Below are 18,338 nucleotides of genomic sequence, written 5' to 3' on the forward strand. Positions count from 1 at the left end.
CCGGCGATTTACGGTCACCGACACCCGACGTGCGTCCTGAGTGCCGGAAGGCAAAAGAAATACTGCCGACTTGCTGAACAATTGCCTGTGGCCGGGCCAAAAACATCTTTCGAGGTGCCAAGCAACCTGGCCAGCAATCTCGTCGACTTTCGCGCGCGAAAGTGAATTAATCAGCGGCTCCTTAGGAGGCAATGCAGAGCCAAAAGTTTTTGTCATTTCGTTAGTTCATTTAGTAGACTTAGAGAAAAATGCTTTGTCTTGTCAGGCCGATATCTTGTAAGTTGCTCGCGAGAGATCATCCTAAGCCCTCTTTTAGCATCAGTACCTAGTTGTCAGCGTGAGAACACAATATAAATTATGGATTCAGAAACGTCGATTCACTGGCCATGATTTTGAATAAATATCTGTAAGTTTCAAAGAAAAAACAACATGCACGGTGGAATTTCTCGATGCATTACATCAACTATTTCTAATTCGTTCATCACGTGAAAATACATTACCAAGAGTAAAGTCGGAGCTCAACCTTGAGGAATCGGCATGAAACAAATTACGAAGGACGACCTGCGCCAGGCGCTGCGCGCTTGGGAGATCGCACGGGAAAAAGCGCTTCTGGAAACCGATCGCCATGCGGTGTTTCTCAAAAATCGACAAGAGGTGATCCGGTTGATGCGTGAAAACGGATGGACGTATGCTCAAGCCGTGACCGACGTCGAAGCTGTGTCGAATGACTCCGGCAAAGCGCTGCAAGCTGCATCGCAGGAAATGGACGATCGTTGCAACGACTACATGAAGCTCGAGGCGGAATGGATGAAGCAACAGCAGCAACCCTAGATCAGCAGCCTTCCCATGCCCCCGACCGATTCGGAAAACGCCGGCGCACTGCTGCCGGCCGCGCCGGCCGCGCGCTCGCTAACCACCCAGGACTTCCAGCAGCTCGCCGAAATCCCGCCCGAGATCGCCTGATTCGCCAACATCGATAACCCGCAGACTATGCGCGCGTACAGCAACGACGTGCGGGAGTTCAGGGCGTTCGCCGGCATCGAGGACCCGCAAGCTTTCCGCCACGTCGGCCGCGGCCACGTGCTGGCCTGGCGCCACGACCTGAAACAGCGCGCGCTGGGCGACGCGACGATTCGCCGAAAGCTGTCGGCCCTGTCGTCGCTGTTCGATGCGCTTTACGAAGCCAATGCCGTCACCGGCAACCCGGTCGACGGCGTGAAACGGCCGCGCATCGTGTTGAGGCCGACCGAAAACTGACCCAATGGGTCAATATTCGGTCGGCGCCAACAACTGCAAGGCTTGCGTCCATGATCGGGCTGCCCGCGGGTACGCGAATCTGGCTGGCGGCCGGCGCGACCGACATGCGCTCGGGCTTCAACGGCTTGGCCGCGAAGGTGGAGACGGCACTGAACGAAGACCCGTACAGCGGCCACGTGTTCGTGTTCCGAGGCCGGCGTGGCGACCTGGTGAAAGTGCTGTGGTGGACCGGTGACGGCCTGTGTTTGCTGTGCAAACGGCTCGAGCGCGAGCGCTTCGTCTGGCCGCAAGCCAGCGAAGGCACGGTGACGATGACGCAAGCCCAGCTCTCGATGCTATTGGAAGGCATCGACTGGCGCCGGCCGGAGCGTACTTGGCGGCCGCAGTCGGCCTTGTAAACGTGGCGCCACCCGCGTAAACTGGACCGCATGCCCGACGCCACCCACCTGCCCGACGATATCGCCGCCCTGAAAGCGATGCTGTTGGCGCGCGAGGCGGCATTGCAGGCCAGCGAGGCGCGAGTGGCCCACCTGTCCGCCGAACTCTCGACGCGCACCGCCGAGATCGAGCATTTGAAGCTGGTGCTGGCCAAGCTGCGGCGCATGCAGTTCGGCCGCCGTTCCGAGAAGCTCGACCAGCAAATCGAACAGCTGGAACTCAAGCTCGAAGACCTGGAGGCCGAAGAGGCGGTGGCCGAAGCGCAGGCACCGGTCGACGTGGCGCCACGCAAGAAGGCCGAGCGCAAGCCGCTGCCTGCCAATCTGCCGCGCGAAGAGCGCGTACTGCATCCGGCCGTGGATGCATGCCCGGACTGCAATGGCAAACTCGCGCCCCTGGGCGAGGACGTGTCGGAACAGCTGGAGTATGTGCCGGCGAGTTTCCGCGTCATCCGCCATGTACGTCCCAAGCTGGCGTGCACCTGCTGCGATCGAATCGTGCAGGCCCAAGCGGCCAGCCGTCCCATCGAGCGTGGCCTGCCCGGTCCCGGCTTGCTGGCCCATGTGCTGGTGGCCAAGTACGCCGACCATGTTCCCCTGTACCGCCAGAGCGTCATCTACGCACGCGAGGGCGTGGAACTGGAGCGCTCCCTGCTGGCCAGCTGGGTGGGTGCGGCCAGCGCACTGCTGCGCCCCTTGCTTGGCGCCTTGCGCCGCCACGTCTTCGCCGCCGCCAAGCTGCACGCCGACGACACGCCGCTGCCCGTGCTCGCACCGGGCAACGGCAAGACGCGCACGGCGCGCCTGTGGACCTATGTGCGCGACGACCGCGCCAGCGGCGCCGACGAGCCTCCCGCCGTGTGGTTTGCCTATTCTCCCGACCGCAAGGGAGAGCATCCGCAAGCGCACTTGGCCGGATTTACCGGCGTGCTGCAGGCCGACGCGTACGCCGGCTTCAACGCCATCTACGAGAGCGGACGCGTCGTCGAAGCGGCGTGCTGGGCGCACGCGCGCCGCAAATTCTACGACCTGCACGCGGCCCGCCCATCGCCCCTGACCACCGAGGCGCTGCGCCGCATCGGCGAGTTGTACGCCATCGAAGAAGCCATCCGCGGCAAGCCGCCGGACATACGCCTCGCCGAACGGCGGGCGCGCTCCAGGCCGCTGCTCGACGACCTGGAGCGCTGGCTACAGGCCTCGCTCGCCACGCTGTCGCGCAAGTCGGACACGGCGGCGGCGATCCTGTACGCGCTCAAGCTGTGGCCGGCCCTGACCCGCTATGCCGACGACGGCCGCATCGAGATCGACAACTCGGCCGCCGAACGGGCCTTGCGCGGCGTGGCCCTGGGCCGCCGCAATTTCCTGTTTGCCGGCGCCGACAGCGGCGGCGAACGCGCGGCCGCCATGTACGGGCTCATTGGAACAGCCAGGCTGAACGATATCGACCCCGAAGCCTGGTTGCACCACGTGCTGACGCATATCGCCGATCATCCCGTGAATCGGGTCGACGACTTCCTGCCCTGGAACTGTGCCGCCAACCTGGCCGGCTGAACTCCGCTTCCCAGCGGTGTGACGAGTATCATCTCGTATCGACCTCGATAGCTCAACACGGTGCTGGGAACACGCTTACACCTGAGCTGCCCAAAATTACTTACCAAATTACTTACCAGCTCGGCCAGAAACGAAAAAGGCCAGCTGCGAAGCTGGCCTAAGTCCTTGATTCTATTGGTCGGGGCGAGAGGATTCGAACCTCCGACCACGTGCACCCCATGCACGTACGCTACCAGGCTGCGCTACGCCCCGACTTGGTCCGGAATTATAACAGAGGCACGCGGGATGACTAGTCTTTTTGTCACCAGGCACCATGGGGGGAAACTTACTTCCAGTCCCCGCGCAGCGCCAGCACCTCGTCGTACAGGCCCTCCGGCGTCACCTCCTGCGGCGGCACCGGCTGCCCGACGGCCAGCGCCAGCCGCGAACGCAGCCCGCGCGCGAACGAGCGTTCGAATACGTTCGACGAATCGCGCGAGAACACGCTGCCCCACAGGCCGCGCAGCGCCATCGGAATCACCGGCACCTGGCTGCGCGCGACGATCTTGGCGATGCCGCCGCGGAATTCGTTCATCTCGCCCGTGCGCGTCAACTTACCTTCGGGGAAGATGCACACCAGTTCCCCTTCGTGCAGCGCATGGGCGACGTCGATGAACGCCTTTTCCATCAGCCACGGGTCGTCGTGGGCCGGCGCGATCGGGATCGCCTTACCCGTGCGGAAGATGAAGCCCAGCAGCGGCGTCTTGAAGATGCGGTGGTCCATCACGAAGCGGATCGGGCGCGGGCTGGCGGCCATGATGACGATGGCGTCGACATAGCTCACGTGGTTGCAGACGAGGACCGCGGCGCCCTCCTCCGGGATGCGTTCGACGTCCACGGTCGACACGCGGTGGATCGTGTGGATCAGCAGCCAGGCCAGGAAGCGCATCAGGAATTCCGGCACGAGCGAGAAGATGTAGATGGCGACGACCGCGTTCAGCAGCGCCGTCGTCAGGAACATCTCGGGGATGCTGAAACCGCGCTTGATGAGGAATACGGCCACGCCGGCCGATGCCACCATGAACAGGGCGTTCAGGATGTTCATGCCGGCGATGGTGCGCGAGACGTGGGCCGGATCGCAGCGCGTCTGGATCAGCGCGAACAGCGGCACGATGAAGAAGCCGCCGAACACGCCCAGCAGCAGGATGTCGGCCAGGATGCGGATCGTGCCGTGCTGCGCGAGCACGCCGGCGGCGTCCACGGGCATCGTGTTGGTGTAGCCGAGGCTCGCGAAATACAGGTCGATGCCGAACAGCGACAGGCCGATGGCGCCGAACGGCACGAGGCCGATCTCCACCTTGCGGCCCGAGAGCTTTTCGCACAGCAGCGAGCCGGCGCCGATCCCCAGCGAGAAGACGGTCAGCAGCAGCACGAAGACGCTGTGGTCGCCGTGCAGGTAATCCTTGGCGTACAGCGGGAATTGCGACAGCACGAGGGCGCCGTAGAACCAGAACCAGGAATTGCCCAGCATGGACAGGAACACGGTGCGGTTCTTGCGCGAGAACCCGATGTTGCGCACGGATTCGGCGACGAAGTTCGCGCTGATCTTCAGCGTGGGCGCGGGCGCCGGCGATTGCGGGATGCGCCAGCTCGTCACGAGGCCCAGCACGGCGACGGCCAGCGTCCCGAACGCGACGAGGTGCACGCCGATGGCGCCGTGGCCGGCCAGGATGGCGCCCATCACTTCGCCCAGCAGGATGCCGACGAAGGTGCCCATCTCGATGACGCCGTTGCCGCCCACGAGTTCTTCCGGCTTCAGGTGCTGCGGCAGGTAGGCGTATTTCACGGGGCCGAACAACGTCGAATGGACGCCCATGCCGACGACGGCGGCGACGAGCAGCCACAGGGTGTGCGTCAGCCAGCCGGCGGCGGCGATGGCCATGATGACGAGTTCGAGCAGCTTGACGAAGCGCGCCAGCCGGCCCTTCTCGACCTTGTCCGCGATCTGCCCCGCGGTGGCCGAGAACACGACGTACGGCAGGATGAACAGGCCGGGGATCAGGTTGTTCAGCAGCGCCGCGGGCACCGTCGTCCACGCCAGCGCGTCGTAGGTCAGCACGACCAGCAGCGCGGTCTTGAACAGGTTGTCGTTGAAGGCGCCCAGGAACTGGGTCCAGAAGAACGGGCCGAAGCGGCGCTGGGTCAGCAGGGAGAACTGGCTGGGGTGGTTCGGATGGCTCATGGTCAATGATGCGGATGTCGGGGATGCGACAATCTACAACACAACCGGCACGTTGAACACACAATGTTGCTGAGTGTGAATCAATGGTCGCGCATTCCGCTACCCGAACGGGCTGATAACGCGACTCGACGCATGGCGGGTCGCATTCGGCGTCACCCGCGCCGGGTCAGGCGACGCGCGTCCACGCCCGGTACAAAGGCCCGATCCCGAGCACCACGACGACCATGCGCGCGACGTGGAACGCCGTCACGACGGGCACGCCCAGGTGCAGCACGCGGGCCGTCAGCGCCATCTCGGCGATGCCGCCCGGCGACGTGGCCAGCACCATCGTCCCCGGATGCAGGCCCGTGATGGCCGCCACGCAGAACGCGAACAGGCCGGCGAGCAGCAGCGTCACGCAGGTGCACGCGGCCACGCTGGCCAGGTAGCGCGGCGCCGTGTGCACGAAGCGCGGCGTAAAACGCGTGCCGAGCGAGACGCCGATGAACAGCTGGCCGGTGCGGATCATCCATTCCGGCAGGCGCGAGAGCTGCACGCCGGCCGCCGTCAGCATGATCGCCACGATCAGCGGACCGATCACCCAGGCGTTCGGCAGGCGCAGGCGCTTCAATGCCAGCGCCGCGCACGACGTGAGGACGATGAGGACGCACAGGCCGGCGACGTCGACCCGGCCGGCCAGCGGCACGTACGGGTCCAGTCCCTCGCCCCAGCCGTGGGCGGCGATCCAGCGCACGGCGAACGGGATGCTGCCGACGACCATCATGATGCGCAGGCTGTGCGCGGCCGCCACGCGTTCGACGACGGCGCCGTGGCGTTCGGCCTGCACGGCCATCTCGGACGCGCCGCCGACGGCCATCGCGAAGAAGGCCGTCGCGTCGTCGCTGCCGGACAGCCGGCGCAGCAGCGCGCCGGCCAGCATGCCGAGGCAGACGGCGAAGGACACCGCCAGCGCGATCCAGCCGAGGTTACGCGCCAGCGCCGCCAGCACGGGGGCGCTGAAGTACAGGCCCAGCGCGGTGCCGATGGCCCACTGCCCCGCCTCGCGCGCCTGCACGGGCGCCGCCAGGCGCGCCCCCATCATGCAGGCGAGCGCGGTCGAGAACAGCGGGCCGATCATCCACGGCAGCGGCGTGTCGAGGGCGATGCAGAGCTGCGCGGCGCCGAAGGCCAGCGCCAGCGCGGGCACGAACGTGCGCACGAGCGCGCGCGGGAACGGCAATGGCAGCGGCAGGCGAATCAGAACACCCAGAGCTTATCGGCAGGCATCTCGAGCCAGTACTGTCCCGGGTCGACGCGGTGCTTGGAATAGGCGCGCACGTTCGAATTGCCATGCTTGAACAGGCATTCCCAGCGGTCGCCCAGGTACATGCACGTGGACAGCGGCAGCTGGATGCCGTTGTCCACGGGGTCGCGGCCGATCCGCACTTCTTCCACGCGGATCAGCGCGGCCGCATCGACGTCCGGATCGGACGCGCCGCTGCCGCGGGCCGTCGCGTTCAGCGCCATGCCTTCCACCTGCACGCGCGCCGCGCCGCCGTTGCGCGCCACGACGCGTGCCGGCAGGCGGTTGTTACTGCCCATGAACTCGGCGGTGAACAGCGTGTCCGGCGATTCGTACATCGATTGCGGGCTGCCCTGCTGCTCGATCTTGCCGTTGTTGAGCAGGAGGATGCGGTCCGAGATCGCCATCGCCTCGGCCTGGTCGTGCGTGACCATCAGCGCCGACAGGCCCAGGCGCACGATCAGCTCGCGCAGGAAGGCGCGCGCTTCTTCGCGCAATTTGGCGTCCAGGTTCGACAGCGGTTCGTCGAGCAGGATCACGGGCGGGTTGTAGACCAGCGCACGGGCGATCGCCACGCGCTGCTGCTGGCCGCCGGACAGCTGGTGCGGGAAGCGCTCGCCCAGGTGGCCGAGGCCCAGCTGCGCCAGCACTTCGCGCACTTTCGGCTCGATGTCGCGCGCGGACAGCTTGCGCAGCTTGAGGCCGTAGGCGACGTTGTCGAACACGGTCTTGTGCGGCCACAGCGCGTACGACTGGAACACGAGGCCCAGGTTGCGCGCCTCGGCCGGCAGCTCCAGCTTCTTGCTGCCGTCGAACACGCGGCGCTCGCCGATGTCGATCGTGCCGGATTTCGGGCTTTCCAGGCCGGCCACGGCGCGCAGCAGCGTGGTCTTGCCGCTGCCCGATGGGCCCAGCAGCGCCACGACTTCGCCGCGCTGCAGGTGCATCGACACGCCCTTCAGGATCGGGTTGGCGGTGGCGCCATGGCCGTAGTCGAGGTGCAGGTCGTTGACGGTCAAAACGTTCATGATATGTCTCGCGATTCGAATGGGTTGTGGAGCTCAGTTGTGAAGCTTGACGCCGAAGCGCAATGCAATGCCGAGGCCGATGGCGACGAGCGTGATGTTGATGAACGAGAGCGCGGCCACGAGGTCGGTCGAGCCGCCGGCCCACAGCGACACGAGCATCGCGCCGATCACTTCGGTGCCGGGCGACAGCAGGTACACGCCCGTCGAGTACTCGCGTTCGAAAATCAGGAACACCATCAGCCAGGCGCCCAGCATGCCGAACTTGATCAGCGGGAGCGTCACGTCGCGGGTGACGCGGCCGCGGCTCGCGCCGACGGCACGCGCCGCCTCTTCCAGTTCCGGTCCCACCTGCAGCAGCGACGTCGAGATCAGGCGCATGCCGTAGGCGAGCCACACGACGGAGTACGCGAGCCACAGCGCGAAGATCGTCGAGCGCACCTGGCGCAACGCGGGGATGACGTGCGCCGACAGCCAGGCGGCCACGCCGTTGTCCATGCCGTGCAGGAAGCTGTCCAGCCAGCTCGGCACGAACAGGAACACCCACAGGAACGACAGGCCGGCCAGCAGGCCCGGCACGGCGCGCGGCACGAGCACGCTGTAGTCCAGCAGGCGCGTGATGCCGTCGGCCTTGCGGTGCATGGCCAGCGCGATCGCGGTGTAGCAGGCCACGGCCAGCGCGCCGCCGATCACGCCGATCAGGATCGTGTTGACGATGCCGCGCACGAGCGACGGCTCGTCGAAGATGTCGCGGAAGTGCTGCAGCGTGAGCACGTCGGCCAGCTTGACGCCCTCGCCCCAGTACTGGACGAAGGAACGCAGCACGATGCCGGACAGCGGCAGCACGACGGTGACGAGGATCCATGCGCCCAGCACGGCGAGCGCAACCCACTTCCATTTGCCCAGCGGGAGCGGTTTCTGGCGCGCGCCCTTGCCCTTGATGGACACGTATTTGTTGGCCGACTTGAGCAGCCAGCGCTGCAGCATCACGAGCGGCATCGTCACGGCGACGAGGCACACGGCGACGGCCGCCATCAGGTGGTACGACGGCGTGCCCAGTTTATTGGTCAGCTTGTACAGGTACGTGGCCAGCACGAGGTGGCCTTCCGGGTCGCCCAGCACGAGCACGAGGCCGAACACTTCGAAGCCGAGGAAGAACACCAGCACGCCCGCATACGCGAGGGCCGGCATGATCATCGGCAGCGACACGTTGAACATCACCTGCCACGGCGACGCGCCGGAGACGCGCGCCGCTTCCTCGACGTCCGAACCGAGGCTCTTCAGCGCGGACGAGGCGTACAGGTACACGTGCGGCACGTGCGTGAGGCCGGCGATGACGACGATGCTCGTGAACGAATACACGTTCCACGGGACGAAGCCGATCAGCTCGTGCACCCAGGTCGAGTAGAAGCCCACGGGGCCCATCGACACGACGTAGCCGAAACCCATCACCATGGGCGACACGAAGATCGGCACGAGCAGCAGCGGCGCGATCCAGCCGCGCCCCGGCAGGTCGGTGCGCACCATCAGGAACGCGAGCATGCCGCCCAGCGGCACGGCGATGGCGGCCAGGCCCGAGGCCAGCAACATGCCGTTCTTGAAGGCGAGCCAGAAGTCGGGGTCGTCGAAGATGAAACGGAAGGCGCCCAGCCCGAGCACCTTGTCGGGCATGAAGAACGGCGCGCTCAGGACGCTCTGGTAGAACACCAGGAACAGCGGCAGGAAAATGGCCAGGCAGGTCAGCAGCACGACGAGGCCGCGCGTCCAGTTGAAGCGCGGCGCGCGCACGGCCGGCAGGCTGCCGGTGCCGTCGGCGCCCTTGGTGTCGAGTGGCATGGTTGAAGTAGGCATGGGAGTGTCCGATTGAGATGGAGCCTGAACCCGTCGTCCCCGCGAAGGCGGGGACCCACTTTGAGCGGACCAGGACACTCACTTGGGTTCCCGCCTCCGCGGGAACGACGGTCTTGGGGCTGATTTACTTCTTGCCGGCGTTGGCCTTCCACTCTTTCAGGAACGCGAGACGGAGGGCCGGGTCGAGGTACTCGGCCACGGCCGGGCTGACCGGCAGCGGCTTGACGTTCTTTTCGCCGATCAGCTTGATCAACTCACTCGACGTCGTTTCGCCCGTGACGTCGGCGCGGATCGCATACAGCTTGGAGGCGTTGGCGATGACGGTCTGGCCGCGCTTCGACAGCATGTAGTCGGTCCACAGCTTGGCGGCGTTCGGGTGCTTGGTCAGCTTGTTGATGAACTGGATGCGCGAAATGACCAGGGTGTAGTCCTTCGGCAGCACGACGCCCAGCGACGGATCGGTCTTGGCGCGCACCAGCGCGTACGAACCCAGCATGTTGTAGCCGATCAGGTTTTCACCCGACGAGATCCGCTCCAGCATGGTGCCGGTCGACGACTGCACGCGCACCCTGGCCACGCCGAATGCCTGCTCGAGCTGCTTGTATTGCGCGAAGTCGCGCGCATCCTGCGTCATGAACATGAAGCCGACGCCGGATTTCTCGATGTCGTAGGTGGTGACCTTGTCCTGGAACTTCGGCTGCTGGATGATGCGCACGAAGTCGGCGTGCGTCTGCGGCACTTCCTCGGGTTTCACCAGGCGCTTGTTGTAGACGAAGGCGGCCGGCTCGAACGTGGTGCCGTAGGCCGTATCCTTCCACACGGCCCATGCCGGGAGCTTGGACGCCTCGACCGACTTGTACTGCAGCGCGTAGCCGCCCGCGGCCAGTTTCATCTGCAGGTCCATCGCCGAGGACCACAGCACGTCGGCCGTGTCGCCGCCGGCCGCGTTCTCGGAAAAGAAGCGGTTGTACACCTCGGTCGAGTTCATGTCGTTGTACTCGACCGTGATGTCCGGATACATCGCGTTGAAATCCTTGATCAGGGGCTGGGCGGCCTTGCTGTCGGTGGCGCCGTAGATCACCAGCTTGCCTTCCTTCTTCGCGCCGTCGATCAGTTGCTGGTAGCCGGCCGGATAGCCCGCCGGGACCTGGGCCAGCACGGGGACGGCGAATGCGAACGCTGCGGAAGCAAAGATGGTGGCAACTGCGGTCTTCTTGAAATTCATGGTTGTCTCCTTGGTAGGTATTGTTGTCGGCCGATGGTGCCGGCCTCGGTGCTAGCGAACCAGGTTGAATTCCCTGGCCTGCCGGTTGTAATCCGTGATGGCCTGCTTCACCCAGCGCGTGAGCGCGTCGCCGGTGAGCGAGAACGGGTGCAGGCCGGCCGTCTGGCGCAGCTGCGCGAATTCGGGCGTCGCCTGCATGCGGGCGAAGGCGTCGACCCAGCGGCGGTAGTCTGCCTCCGGCACGTCGGGTCCCATCCACACGCCGCGGATCACGGGCCACACGATGTCGTAGCCCTGCTCGCGCGCCGTCGGCACGGCCGCCAGCACGCCGGCCAGGCGGTGTTCGGACAGCACGGCCAGCACGCGCACGTTGCCGGGGCCGGCGTACAGCACCGCTTCCGACGCGTCGCCCGAAATCACCTGTACATAGTTGGCGCTCATCGCCGTGAACGTTTCGCCGCCGCCTTCCAGCGCGACGAAGCGCAGCCGGCGCGGCTCGACGCCGGCACGGCGCGCCAGCATGGCGATCTTCATCCAGTCCTGGCTGCCGATGGTGCCGGACACGCCGATCAGGACTTGCTGCGGATCGCGCCGGATGGCATTCATCAATTCGCCGAGGCTATGCCAGGGCGAGTCGGCGCGCACCGCGATCATCCCGTAGTCGACGCCGAGCGCCGCGACCCAGCGCACGTCGTCGGCGGTCGCCTTGCCGAACTTGCCCTCGGCGAGGTTGAGCAGAGATCCGCCCGAGAACGCGACGAGGGTGTCCGGCTCGGCGCGCCGCTGCGAGATCAGCGTGTGCCACGCGACGGCGCCGATCCCGCCCGGCAGGTAGGCCAGCTTGAGCTTCGTGTCGGGCATGGCCTTCTGGGCCAGCTTGCACGTGAGGTCCATGGCCCCGCCGGGTTTGGACGGGATCACGCATTCCGCGCCGGCGCTGGCCGCGGCCGCGGCGGCGAACGACGCCGCGGCGATCAGGAGGTGGATGGCGCGCTTCATGATGTTGCGGCCGCGGGTCGTGGATCAGAACCGGTACTGGATGCCGGTCGTGATGCCGGTCTGCGTCGACGCGAAGCCCGGATCGTCACGCGACAGGCCCACCAGCTGGCCGTGGTCGGCCTTGGCGTGCGCCACCGATGCGTACAGCCAGACGCGCTTGGACAGCGAGTACATGGCGCGCGCCACGAGCATCGTCGGATCCGCATCCTTCGCGGACGACAGGTTCTTCGTGTCGATGTGGTAGACGGCGCCGGTCAGGGTCCACGGATAGACCGCGTAGGTCACGCCGCCCCAGTAGGTGTCGCCTTCCACGTCCGGCGTGGCGGCCTTGCCCGACTGGAGCTTGTAGCCGCGCATGGCCGCGGTGTACTGCAATGGGCCCTGCTTGTAGGTGGCGCCCAGGTGGAAGGCCGTGGTCTTGTCGCGGTTGCCGGTGGCGACGACCGTGTTGCCGTTGATCTGCTCGTACGACGCCATCAGGCCAAGGCCGCTGCCGAACCAGGAACCGCCGACGGCGTACTTGCGGCCATCCGACGAGTTGCCGGCCTGCTCGCCCATGCCGACGGTGGCGCCGTAGGTGAAGCCGCCCGTATGGCCCGTGTACTTGATCAGGTTGTCGAACGCGGTGGTCATGCCGTACTTCGACGGGCCCGTGGCGTTGCCCGACGTCGCCCACGAATAGTTGGGCGCGAAGCCCATCGGGTCGAACTTGATGACCAGGTCATAGGTCGTCGTGAACGAGCGGCCGATGATGACGCGGCCGAAGTCGCCTTCGAGGCCGACGTTGGCCTGGCGCTTGAACAGGTTGCCGTCCTGGGCGCCGGTGTCCAGCAGGATGCCGCCTTCCAGGTTGAACACGGCTTTCAGGCCGCCGCCCAGGTCTTCGGTGCCGCGGAAGCCCCAGCGCGACGTGTTCTTGCCGCCCGAAACCACACGCACCACGCTGCCGTCGTTGGCGGCGGCGTGATTCACGTACTCGACGCCGGCGTCCACCAGGCCATAGACCTGGACGTTGGTCTGTGCGGATGCGTTCAGGGAAAGCGCTGCCAGGACGGCGAGCGCGAGGGCCGATTTCTTCATAGTGTCTCCGTTGTTGTGATCAATGCGGTCGTTTGCCGCCTCGTGAAACCAAGGATAGGCGTGCCAAGCTTTCAATCAGCTTTCACTCAACCTTTCAATCACGGCATTGTGGAAATCACGTAGCAACCGGGCCACGGTGCTTTCGGCGCGCCCGCTTTGCGCTTACACTGACGCGATGCGAATCCTGTTAGTCGAAGACCACGTCGAGCTGTCCCACTGGGTATCGAAAGCCCTGCGCGACGCCAACCTCACCGTCGAATGCGCGTCCACCGGCGCGGATGCCGACGCGCTGCTGCACACCCAGGACTACGCGCTCGTGATCCTGGACCTGACGCTGCCGCGCATGGACGGCCTGGACGTGCTGCGCCGCCTGCGCGCGCGCGGCGGCGCGCGCGGGCGCACGCCGGTGATGATCCTGACGGCGCGCGGCGGGCTGGAAGAACGCGTGCAGGGCCTGAACCTGGGCGCCGACGACTACCTCGCCAAGCCGTTCGAACTGGCGGAACTGGAAGCGCGCGTGAAAGCCCTGTTGCGCAGGAGCGTCGGCAACGAGGCGGTCGTGCACCGCTGCGGTCAGCTCAGCTTCGACACCGTCGCCCGCATGTTCACCTACTGCGGCGAACCGCTGGCGCTCACGCCGCGCGAACATGCCGTGCTGGAAGCGCTGATCTCGCGCCCGGGCCGCGCGCTGTCGAAAGAAAAACTGTTCGACGACGTGTTCGCGCTGGACGACGACGCCAACCTCGACGCCATCGAGCTGTACATCCACCGCGTGCGCAAGAAACTGGACAAGCGTCCGGACGGCGGCGCCGCCATCGCCACCTTGCGCGGCATCGGCTACCTGCTGCAGGAACGGCCGCCCGCCGCGTCCTGATTCGCGATGCCGTCCGTCTTCGCACCGATCCCGCTACTGGCGCGCCTGTGGCCGCGCCGGCGCGCCGGCGGAGACGACGCCCCCGCACCGCTGGGCAGCCTGCGCGGCCAGCTGCTGCGCTGGCTGATCGTGCCGCTCGTGATCCTCGTGGCGGCCAATGCCGTGTCGCTGTACCGCGACGCCCTCGACGCCGCCGACATCGCCTACGACCGCTCGCTGCTCGCGTCCACGCGCGCGCTCGCGGAGCGGGTGTCGGTCCGCGACGGCAAGGTCGTGGCGGACGTGCCCTACGTGGCGCTGGACAGCTTCGAGACCGACACGCTGGGCCGCATCTATTACCGCGTGGGCGGCCTGCACGGCGAGACGGTGTCCGGCTACGACGACCTGCCGCCGGTGCCGAAGAACACGCCCCGCTCCGAACTGTATCCGGCCCTCGTGCGGTTTTATCATGCCGACTACAACGGCGAGCCGGTGCGCATCGCCGCCCTGCTGCAGCCCGTGTACGACGATTCGATGCGCGGCATCGCGCTGATCCAGGTGGGCGAGACGCTGGACGCGCGCCGCGCGCTGTCGCGCCGCATCCTGCTCAACACGCTGCTGCGCCAGGCGCTGCTCGTGCTGGCCGTGGCCACGCTCGTGTGGTTCGCTGTGCGCCTCGTGCTGCAGCCGCTGATGCGCCTGAAGCAGGTCGTCGAGACGCGCGCGCTGTCCGACCTGTCCGACGTCGACGAAGCCCTCGTGCACCGCGAAGTGCGGCCGCTGGTCGCGGCGATGAACGGCACGATGGCGCGGATGCAGAACCTGATCGCGAGCCAGCGCCGCTTCATCGCCGACGCGTCGCACCAGCTGCGCACGCCGCTGACGGTGCTCAAGACCCAGGCCGAGCTGGCCCTGCGCGCCAACGATCCGGCCGCGATGGAAGCCATCGTGCGCTCGATCGCGGCGACGACGGATTCGACGGTGCACCTGGCCAACCGCCTGCTGACCCTCGCGCGCATCGAGCACGGCGGCGCGAACGCCGCGCTCGCGCCCGTGCCGCTGGCCGACGTGGCGCGCCAGGTCGGCCTGGAGCTGGCGCTGCCGGCCGTCCAGAAAGGCATCGACCTGGCGCTGGAAGCGGAGGACGACGGCGCGACGACGGTGGACGGCCAGGCCCTGCTGCTGCACGAACTGGTGAGCAACCTCGTCGACAACGCGCTCCGCTACACGCCGCCGGGCGGCACCGTGCTGCTGCGCGTGCGCCGGCTGATCGGCGTCGTCGTGCTCGACGTGCAGGACAGCGGGCCGGGGCTCGATCCCGCCGAATACGACAAGGTGTTCATGCCGTTCTACCGGGCGGCGGCGGCGCTGGAGAGCAATCCGGGCGGCACCGGGCTGGGGCTGGCCATCGTGCGCGACATCGCGACCGTGCACGGGGCGACGCTCGCGCTGGACCGCGCCGAGGGCGGGTCCGGATTGAAGGTCAGCGTGACGTTCCCGGCGCGGGAGTTGCCCGCGGGGGTGTAGGCCACTGTCGAACCCGCGGCGCCGAAATGAAAAAGGGCGTTGCCGGTGTGAACCGAGCAACGCCCTCCTGCCTGCCGGGGTCGATTCGACCGTCGGGGCTTACCGCTTACAGCTTACAGCTTACATTTTCCAGCGCAAGGCAGCCGAGACCGAACGTCCGATCTGGAGCGTACCGAAATTGCTCACCTGCGCGTTACCCGCATCGCCGAAGTGGTAGTACTGCTGCTGCATTTCGTTGGTCAGGTTGACACCACTGATATCGAACGACATGTTGTCGTTGATTTTATAGGTGATCTGCATGTCCACGCTCTTTTCCGGATGACGCCAGATACCGATCGGATTGGCGAACAATGCCGCTTCGTTGGTGGCCAGGAAGCCGGAGCGCCACACTTGGGACAAGCGCGCGCTGATCGGGCCCTTTTCGTAAGCCAGGGTGGCGTTGTAGGAGCGGTTGGACACGCCGAAGAACGGTGTCTCGAGCTGCGAGACGATGTCGCCGGCACTATTGGTCTCGGGCACGTTCTGCGACGAGGTCAGATGCGTATAGCTGCCCTGGATGCCCAGGCCATCCAGCAGGCTCGGCAGCCCCTTCGGGAAGTAGATGAAGCCGAGCTCGGCGCCGCTGATCTTGCCGTTGGAGGCGTTGGTCGGCGAGTTGATGACGTAGTCATAGCCGTTCGTATGATCGCCACCCGAGGTCGAGTTGCGGAACGGGTCGTCCGCCGGATCGACGTGAATCTTGCGCGCCAGGTTCACGACCAGGCCGTCGATCTTGCGCTTGAACAGGGTGCCGTAGACTGCACTGTCCTTCTGGAAATACCACTCGGCCGTCAGGTCGAGGTTCTTGGATTGCGTCGGTTTCAGGTCCGGATTGCCGCCGCTGCCCGAGCCGTAACCGACCTTCGACACGTCGTCACCGAGTTGATACACAGGATTCAGGTCGCCGAAGTTCGGGCGGCGCAGGGTTTCGCCATAGTTGAAGCGCAGCACGACGTCCCTGGACGGGTCGTAAATCAGGGTCATGCTCGGCAGGAGCTTGCTGGTCGACTTGCTGGCACTGGTCGCGGTGACCGCCTTGGTGGTGGCATCGACCTTGTAGAACGTCATGCCAGTATTGACCTTGACGTAGCGCACGCCGAAATTGCCGCGCAGGCGATGGCCGAACAGGTCGTTCTGGGTATTCCCCATCAGGAACAGGTTGGTCGTCTTTTCATCGACGTCGAACGTCTTCTGCAGGCTCAGTTTGTCCGTCGTCAGGAAATTCGGATCGATCGAATTGAAGAGCGTACGCCAGTCGTCGATATGGTCGCGGATGTAGTAGGCATTCGGCTCCAGCCATGTGCGCGGAACGTCCGAGATGTCCGTGCCGAAGTTCGCGTTGGTGGAGGAATACGCCGCACCCAGCGAGGCGAGGTTGCGGTTCAAGGCACTCGATTGCGTCCGGTTCGCTTCCGACGCCTTGCGGTCGTCGAAGCGCGCGCCGAACTGGATCGTCTGCAGCGCACCCCAGTCGGCATCGAAGACGCCCGCCAGGCTGGCCGTCGCGGCGCTGCCCTTGTTGCGGTTGGCGTTATCGTAGAACTGCGCCACATTCCACTTGGACGGGTCGGTCAGGTCGGCATCGTTGTTGAAGTGGAACCCCGTGTTGTTGCTGCCGTCATTGAAGTTGACGTTGATGGACGGTGCGACGCGATCGATCCGGGTGGCCGTGAATTCCGAGTGATACGTGCTGGTCTGGTACGACAGGTCACCGTCCAGCTTCAGGCGGTCGCCAACGTCCCACTTGCCGTTTAGGGCATACACGTAGGAATCGGTTGCCGACGTGGTGAGGTCGCCGCTGTTGAAGCCGTAGACGCTACCGACCGTACGGCTCTTGATGATGTTCGTTCCCGGGAACGTCGTGATCGACCCCGCGGGGTTGCTGCCGAGATCCCCCCACCAGTCGACGAAGCTGAACAGCAACTTGTTGAAGGTCTTGTTGCGATAACCGTTGTACATCGATTCGAAGGTGTAGACCGAATCGCTGTTCGGTTTCCACTGCAAGGCGATATTCGCGGAAGGACGTTCCCGCTCTCCCTCGAGGTCGCTCTGGAAAACGGCGTCACGCGACAGGTAATACGGGTACGCCTTGCCATTGAAATTCAGCGTCGAACCCGCTGCGGTCGGCAGGCCGGTACGGGTGCCGGGCGTCCAGATACTGGTGTCGGTAATGCGCTGCAGGGGCGTGTAACCCGCCGGATCTTCGGCGGCATTCGGGCTGACGAACGGCACCATCGCACCCGGCGTCACGCTTTCGTTGCGGTATTTCGTCTTGGTATCCGACAGATTGACCAAGGCGCCGAATTCGCCGTAGCCGGTTTGCCAGCGGTTGCTCAACATGCCGCTGAGCTGCGGGTTCGCCTTTTTCGCGGGATCGAGATAGGTTTCACGTGCCGACAGCGACACTTTCGAACCCTTGAAATCGAACGGGCGCAGCGACTTGACGTCAATCTGGCCTGCGATCCCGGTTTCCAGCTGGCTGGCGTCGCGCGTCTTGTAGACGTCGATCTGGCGAACCAGGGTCGACGGAATGTCCTGGAGCGCGACCTGCGTGCCCGAGGCGGTGAAAATGGTGCGGCCGTTCCAGGTGGTTTGCACATCGGGCATGCCGCGGATCGACAGGGTGCCGACTTCGCCGCCGGCGCGATCGGTGACCTGGATGCCCGTCACGCGCTGCAGCGCTTCGACGACGTTGTTATCGGGCAGTTTGCCGATGTCGTCGGCAACGACCGATTCCACGACCTGGTCGCTGGTGCGCTTGATTGCCAGGCTCTTGATCAGGGATGCCTTGACGCCCGTGACGACCACGGTCGTGACATCAGCGGGCTGATCCGTCTTTTCGGCGGTGGTTTGCGCCCACACCGACGCGCTGCTGAGCAGGCCGGCGCCCATCAGTGCGGTCACGGACACCTTCAAGGCCAAAGGCCGTGCAGATACTTGCGATTTCATACGTCTCCTGTGTTTCTAGTTATAGGAAATTTGCTACTCAAC

The 18,338-nt window shown here is 65.5% G+C and carries 15 protein-coding genes and 1 tRNA gene; 6 read left to right on the forward strand and 10 right to left on the reverse strand.

The genetic code is table 11. The annotated features are described in order from the left end of the window. Positions 1-216: hypothetical protein (locus tag U9J41_RS25965; protein WP_322405060.1), on the reverse strand; the 216-nt coding region annotated here is incomplete at its 3' end. Positions 217-537: 321 nt separating this feature from the next. Between U9J41_RS25965 and U9J41_RS25970 the strand changes: the two genes are divergently transcribed. The 4 genes from U9J41_RS25970 (at position 538) to tnpC (ending at position 3,245) form a co-directional block, all read left to right on the forward strand. Further along, on the forward strand, positions 538-831 hold the full coding sequence (locus U9J41_RS25970) for a hypothetical protein (protein ID WP_322405061.1): 294 nt from the start codon (positions 538-540) through the stop codon (positions 829-831). 159 nt (positions 832-990) lie between these two features. Continuing rightward, positions 991-1,257: a site-specific integrase gene (locus U9J41_RS25975; RefSeq protein ID WP_322405062.1), complete on the forward strand. Its 267-nt coding sequence runs from the start codon at positions 991-993 to the stop codon at positions 1,255-1,257. Between the two features lie 50 nt (positions 1,258-1,307). Beyond that, positions 1,308-1,655 (forward strand): IS66 family insertion sequence element accessory protein TnpB, encoded by a 348-nt coding sequence (gene tnpB, locus U9J41_RS25980; protein ID WP_322405063.1) that lies wholly within the window; start codon positions 1,308-1,310, stop codon positions 1,653-1,655. A gap of 30 nt (positions 1,656-1,685) precedes the next feature. Beyond that, on the forward strand, positions 1,686-3,245 hold the full coding sequence (tnpC, locus tag U9J41_RS25985) for an IS66 family transposase (RefSeq protein ID WP_322405064.1): 1,560 nt from the start codon (positions 1,686-1,688) through the stop codon (positions 3,243-3,245). Positions 3,246-3,420: 175 nt separating this feature from the next. On the opposite strand, the gene U9J41_RS25990 is transcribed toward tnpC, so the two are convergent. The 8 genes from U9J41_RS25990 to U9J41_RS26025 form a co-directional block, all read right to left on the reverse strand. After that, a tRNA-Pro gene (locus U9J41_RS25990) sits at positions 3,421-3,497 on the reverse strand. 73 nt (positions 3,498-3,570) lie between these two features. Beyond that, on the reverse strand, positions 3,571-5,466 hold the full coding sequence (locus U9J41_RS25995) for an MFS transporter (RefSeq protein ID WP_322405065.1): 1,896 nt from the start codon (positions 5,464-5,466) through the stop codon (positions 3,571-3,573). A gap of 166 nt (positions 5,467-5,632) precedes the next feature. Further along, on the reverse strand, positions 5,633-6,685 hold the full coding sequence (locus U9J41_RS26000) for an AbrB family transcriptional regulator (protein ID WP_322405066.1): 1,053 nt from the start codon (positions 6,683-6,685) through the stop codon (positions 5,633-5,635). Between the two features lie 17 nt (positions 6,686-6,702). Next, positions 6,703-7,776, reverse strand: a complete 1,074-nt coding sequence (locus U9J41_RS26005) for an ABC transporter ATP-binding protein (RefSeq protein WP_322405067.1) — start codon at positions 7,774-7,776, stop codon at positions 6,703-6,705. A gap of 33 nt (positions 7,777-7,809) precedes the next feature. Further along, on the reverse strand, positions 7,810-9,609 hold the full coding sequence (locus U9J41_RS26010; protein WP_322405111.1) for an ABC transporter permease: 1,800 nt from the start codon (positions 9,607-9,609) through the stop codon (positions 7,810-7,812). Between the two features lie 139 nt (positions 9,610-9,748). Then, positions 9,749-10,849 carry an ABC transporter substrate-binding protein gene (locus tag U9J41_RS26015; protein WP_322405068.1) on the reverse strand — a complete coding sequence of 367 codons (1,101 nt, stop codon included), beginning with the start codon at positions 10,847-10,849 and terminating at the stop codon, positions 9,749-9,751. 51 nt (positions 10,850-10,900) lie between these two features. Beyond that, complete coding sequence (locus U9J41_RS26020) at positions 10,901-11,848, reverse strand: tripartite tricarboxylate transporter substrate binding protein (RefSeq protein ID WP_322405069.1); 948 nt, start codon at positions 11,846-11,848, stop codon at positions 10,901-10,903. 24 nt (positions 11,849-11,872) lie between these two features. After that, positions 11,873-12,928, reverse strand: coding sequence for a porin (locus U9J41_RS26025; protein ID WP_322405070.1), 1,056 nt, complete (start codon positions 12,926-12,928; stop codon positions 11,873-11,875). A gap of 175 nt (positions 12,929-13,103) precedes the next feature. On the opposite strand from U9J41_RS26025, the gene U9J41_RS26030 reads away from it, so the two are divergent. After that, positions 13,104-13,802 (forward strand): response regulator, encoded by a 699-nt coding sequence (locus U9J41_RS26030; protein ID WP_322405071.1) that lies wholly within the window; start codon positions 13,104-13,106, stop codon positions 13,800-13,802. A gap of 6 nt (positions 13,803-13,808) precedes the next feature. Then, the gene (locus U9J41_RS26035; RefSeq protein ID WP_322405072.1) at positions 13,809-15,308 is read left to right on the forward strand and encodes a sensor histidine kinase; all 1,500 of its coding nucleotides are present in this window, start codon (positions 13,809-13,811) and stop codon (positions 15,306-15,308) included. 120 nt (positions 15,309-15,428) lie between these two features. Here U9J41_RS26035 and U9J41_RS26040 read toward each other — a convergent pair whose 3' ends face one another. Further along, a complete protein-coding gene (locus U9J41_RS26040; protein WP_322405073.1) occupies positions 15,429-18,251 on the reverse strand; it encodes a TonB-dependent receptor in 2,823 nt (940 codons plus the stop codon). Positions 18,252-18,338 lie beyond the last annotated feature (87 nt).

Origin of the sequence: Massilia luteola, assembly GCF_034420155.1 — a bacterium.
GTDB classification, from domain to species: Bacteria; Pseudomonadota; Gammaproteobacteria; order Burkholderiales; family Burkholderiaceae_D; genus Telluria; species Telluria luteola.

What these genes read in the sequence shown, in the direction of transcription:
- U9J41_RS25970 (WP_322405061.1), top strand. Translation starts at nt 538, where the DNA reads ATGAAACAAATTACGAAGGACGACCTGCGCCAGGCGCTGCGCGCTTGG.
- U9J41_RS25975 (WP_322405062.1), top strand. Translation starts at nt 991, where the DNA reads ATGCGCGCGTACAGCAACGACGTGCGGGAGTTCAGGGCGTTCGCCGGC.
- tnpB (WP_322405063.1), top strand. Translation starts at nt 1,308, where the DNA reads ATGATCGGGCTGCCCGCGGGTACGCGAATCTGGCTGGCGGCCGGCGCG.
- tnpC (WP_322405064.1), top strand. Translation starts at nt 1,686, where the DNA reads ATGCCCGACGCCACCCACCTGCCCGACGATATCGCCGCCCTGAAAGCG.
- U9J41_RS25995 (WP_322405065.1), bottom strand. Translation starts at nt 5,466, where the DNA reads ATGAGCCATCCGAACCACCCCAGCCAGTTCTCCCTGCTGACCCAGCGC.
- U9J41_RS26005 (WP_322405067.1), bottom strand. Translation starts at nt 7,776, where the DNA reads ATGAACGTTTTGACCGTCAACGACCTGCACCTCGACTACGGCCATGGC.
- U9J41_RS26010 (WP_322405111.1), bottom strand. Translation starts at nt 9,609, where the DNA reads ATGCCACTCGACACCAAGGGCGCCGACGGCACCGGCAGCCTGCCGGCC.
- U9J41_RS26015 (WP_322405068.1), bottom strand. Translation starts at nt 10,849, where the DNA reads ATGAATTTCAAGAAGACCGCAGTTGCCACCATCTTTGCTTCCGCAGCG.
- U9J41_RS26020 (WP_322405069.1), bottom strand. Translation starts at nt 11,848, where the DNA reads ATGAAGCGCGCCATCCACCTCCTGATCGCCGCGGCGTCGTTCGCCGCC.
- U9J41_RS26025 (WP_322405070.1), bottom strand. Translation starts at nt 12,928, where the DNA reads ATGAAGAAATCGGCCCTCGCGCTCGCCGTCCTGGCAGCGCTTTCCCTG.
- U9J41_RS26030 (WP_322405071.1), top strand. Translation starts at nt 13,104, where the DNA reads ATGCGAATCCTGTTAGTCGAAGACCACGTCGAGCTGTCCCACTGGGTA.
- U9J41_RS26035 (WP_322405072.1), top strand. Translation starts at nt 13,809, where the DNA reads ATGCCGTCCGTCTTCGCACCGATCCCGCTACTGGCGCGCCTGTGGCCG.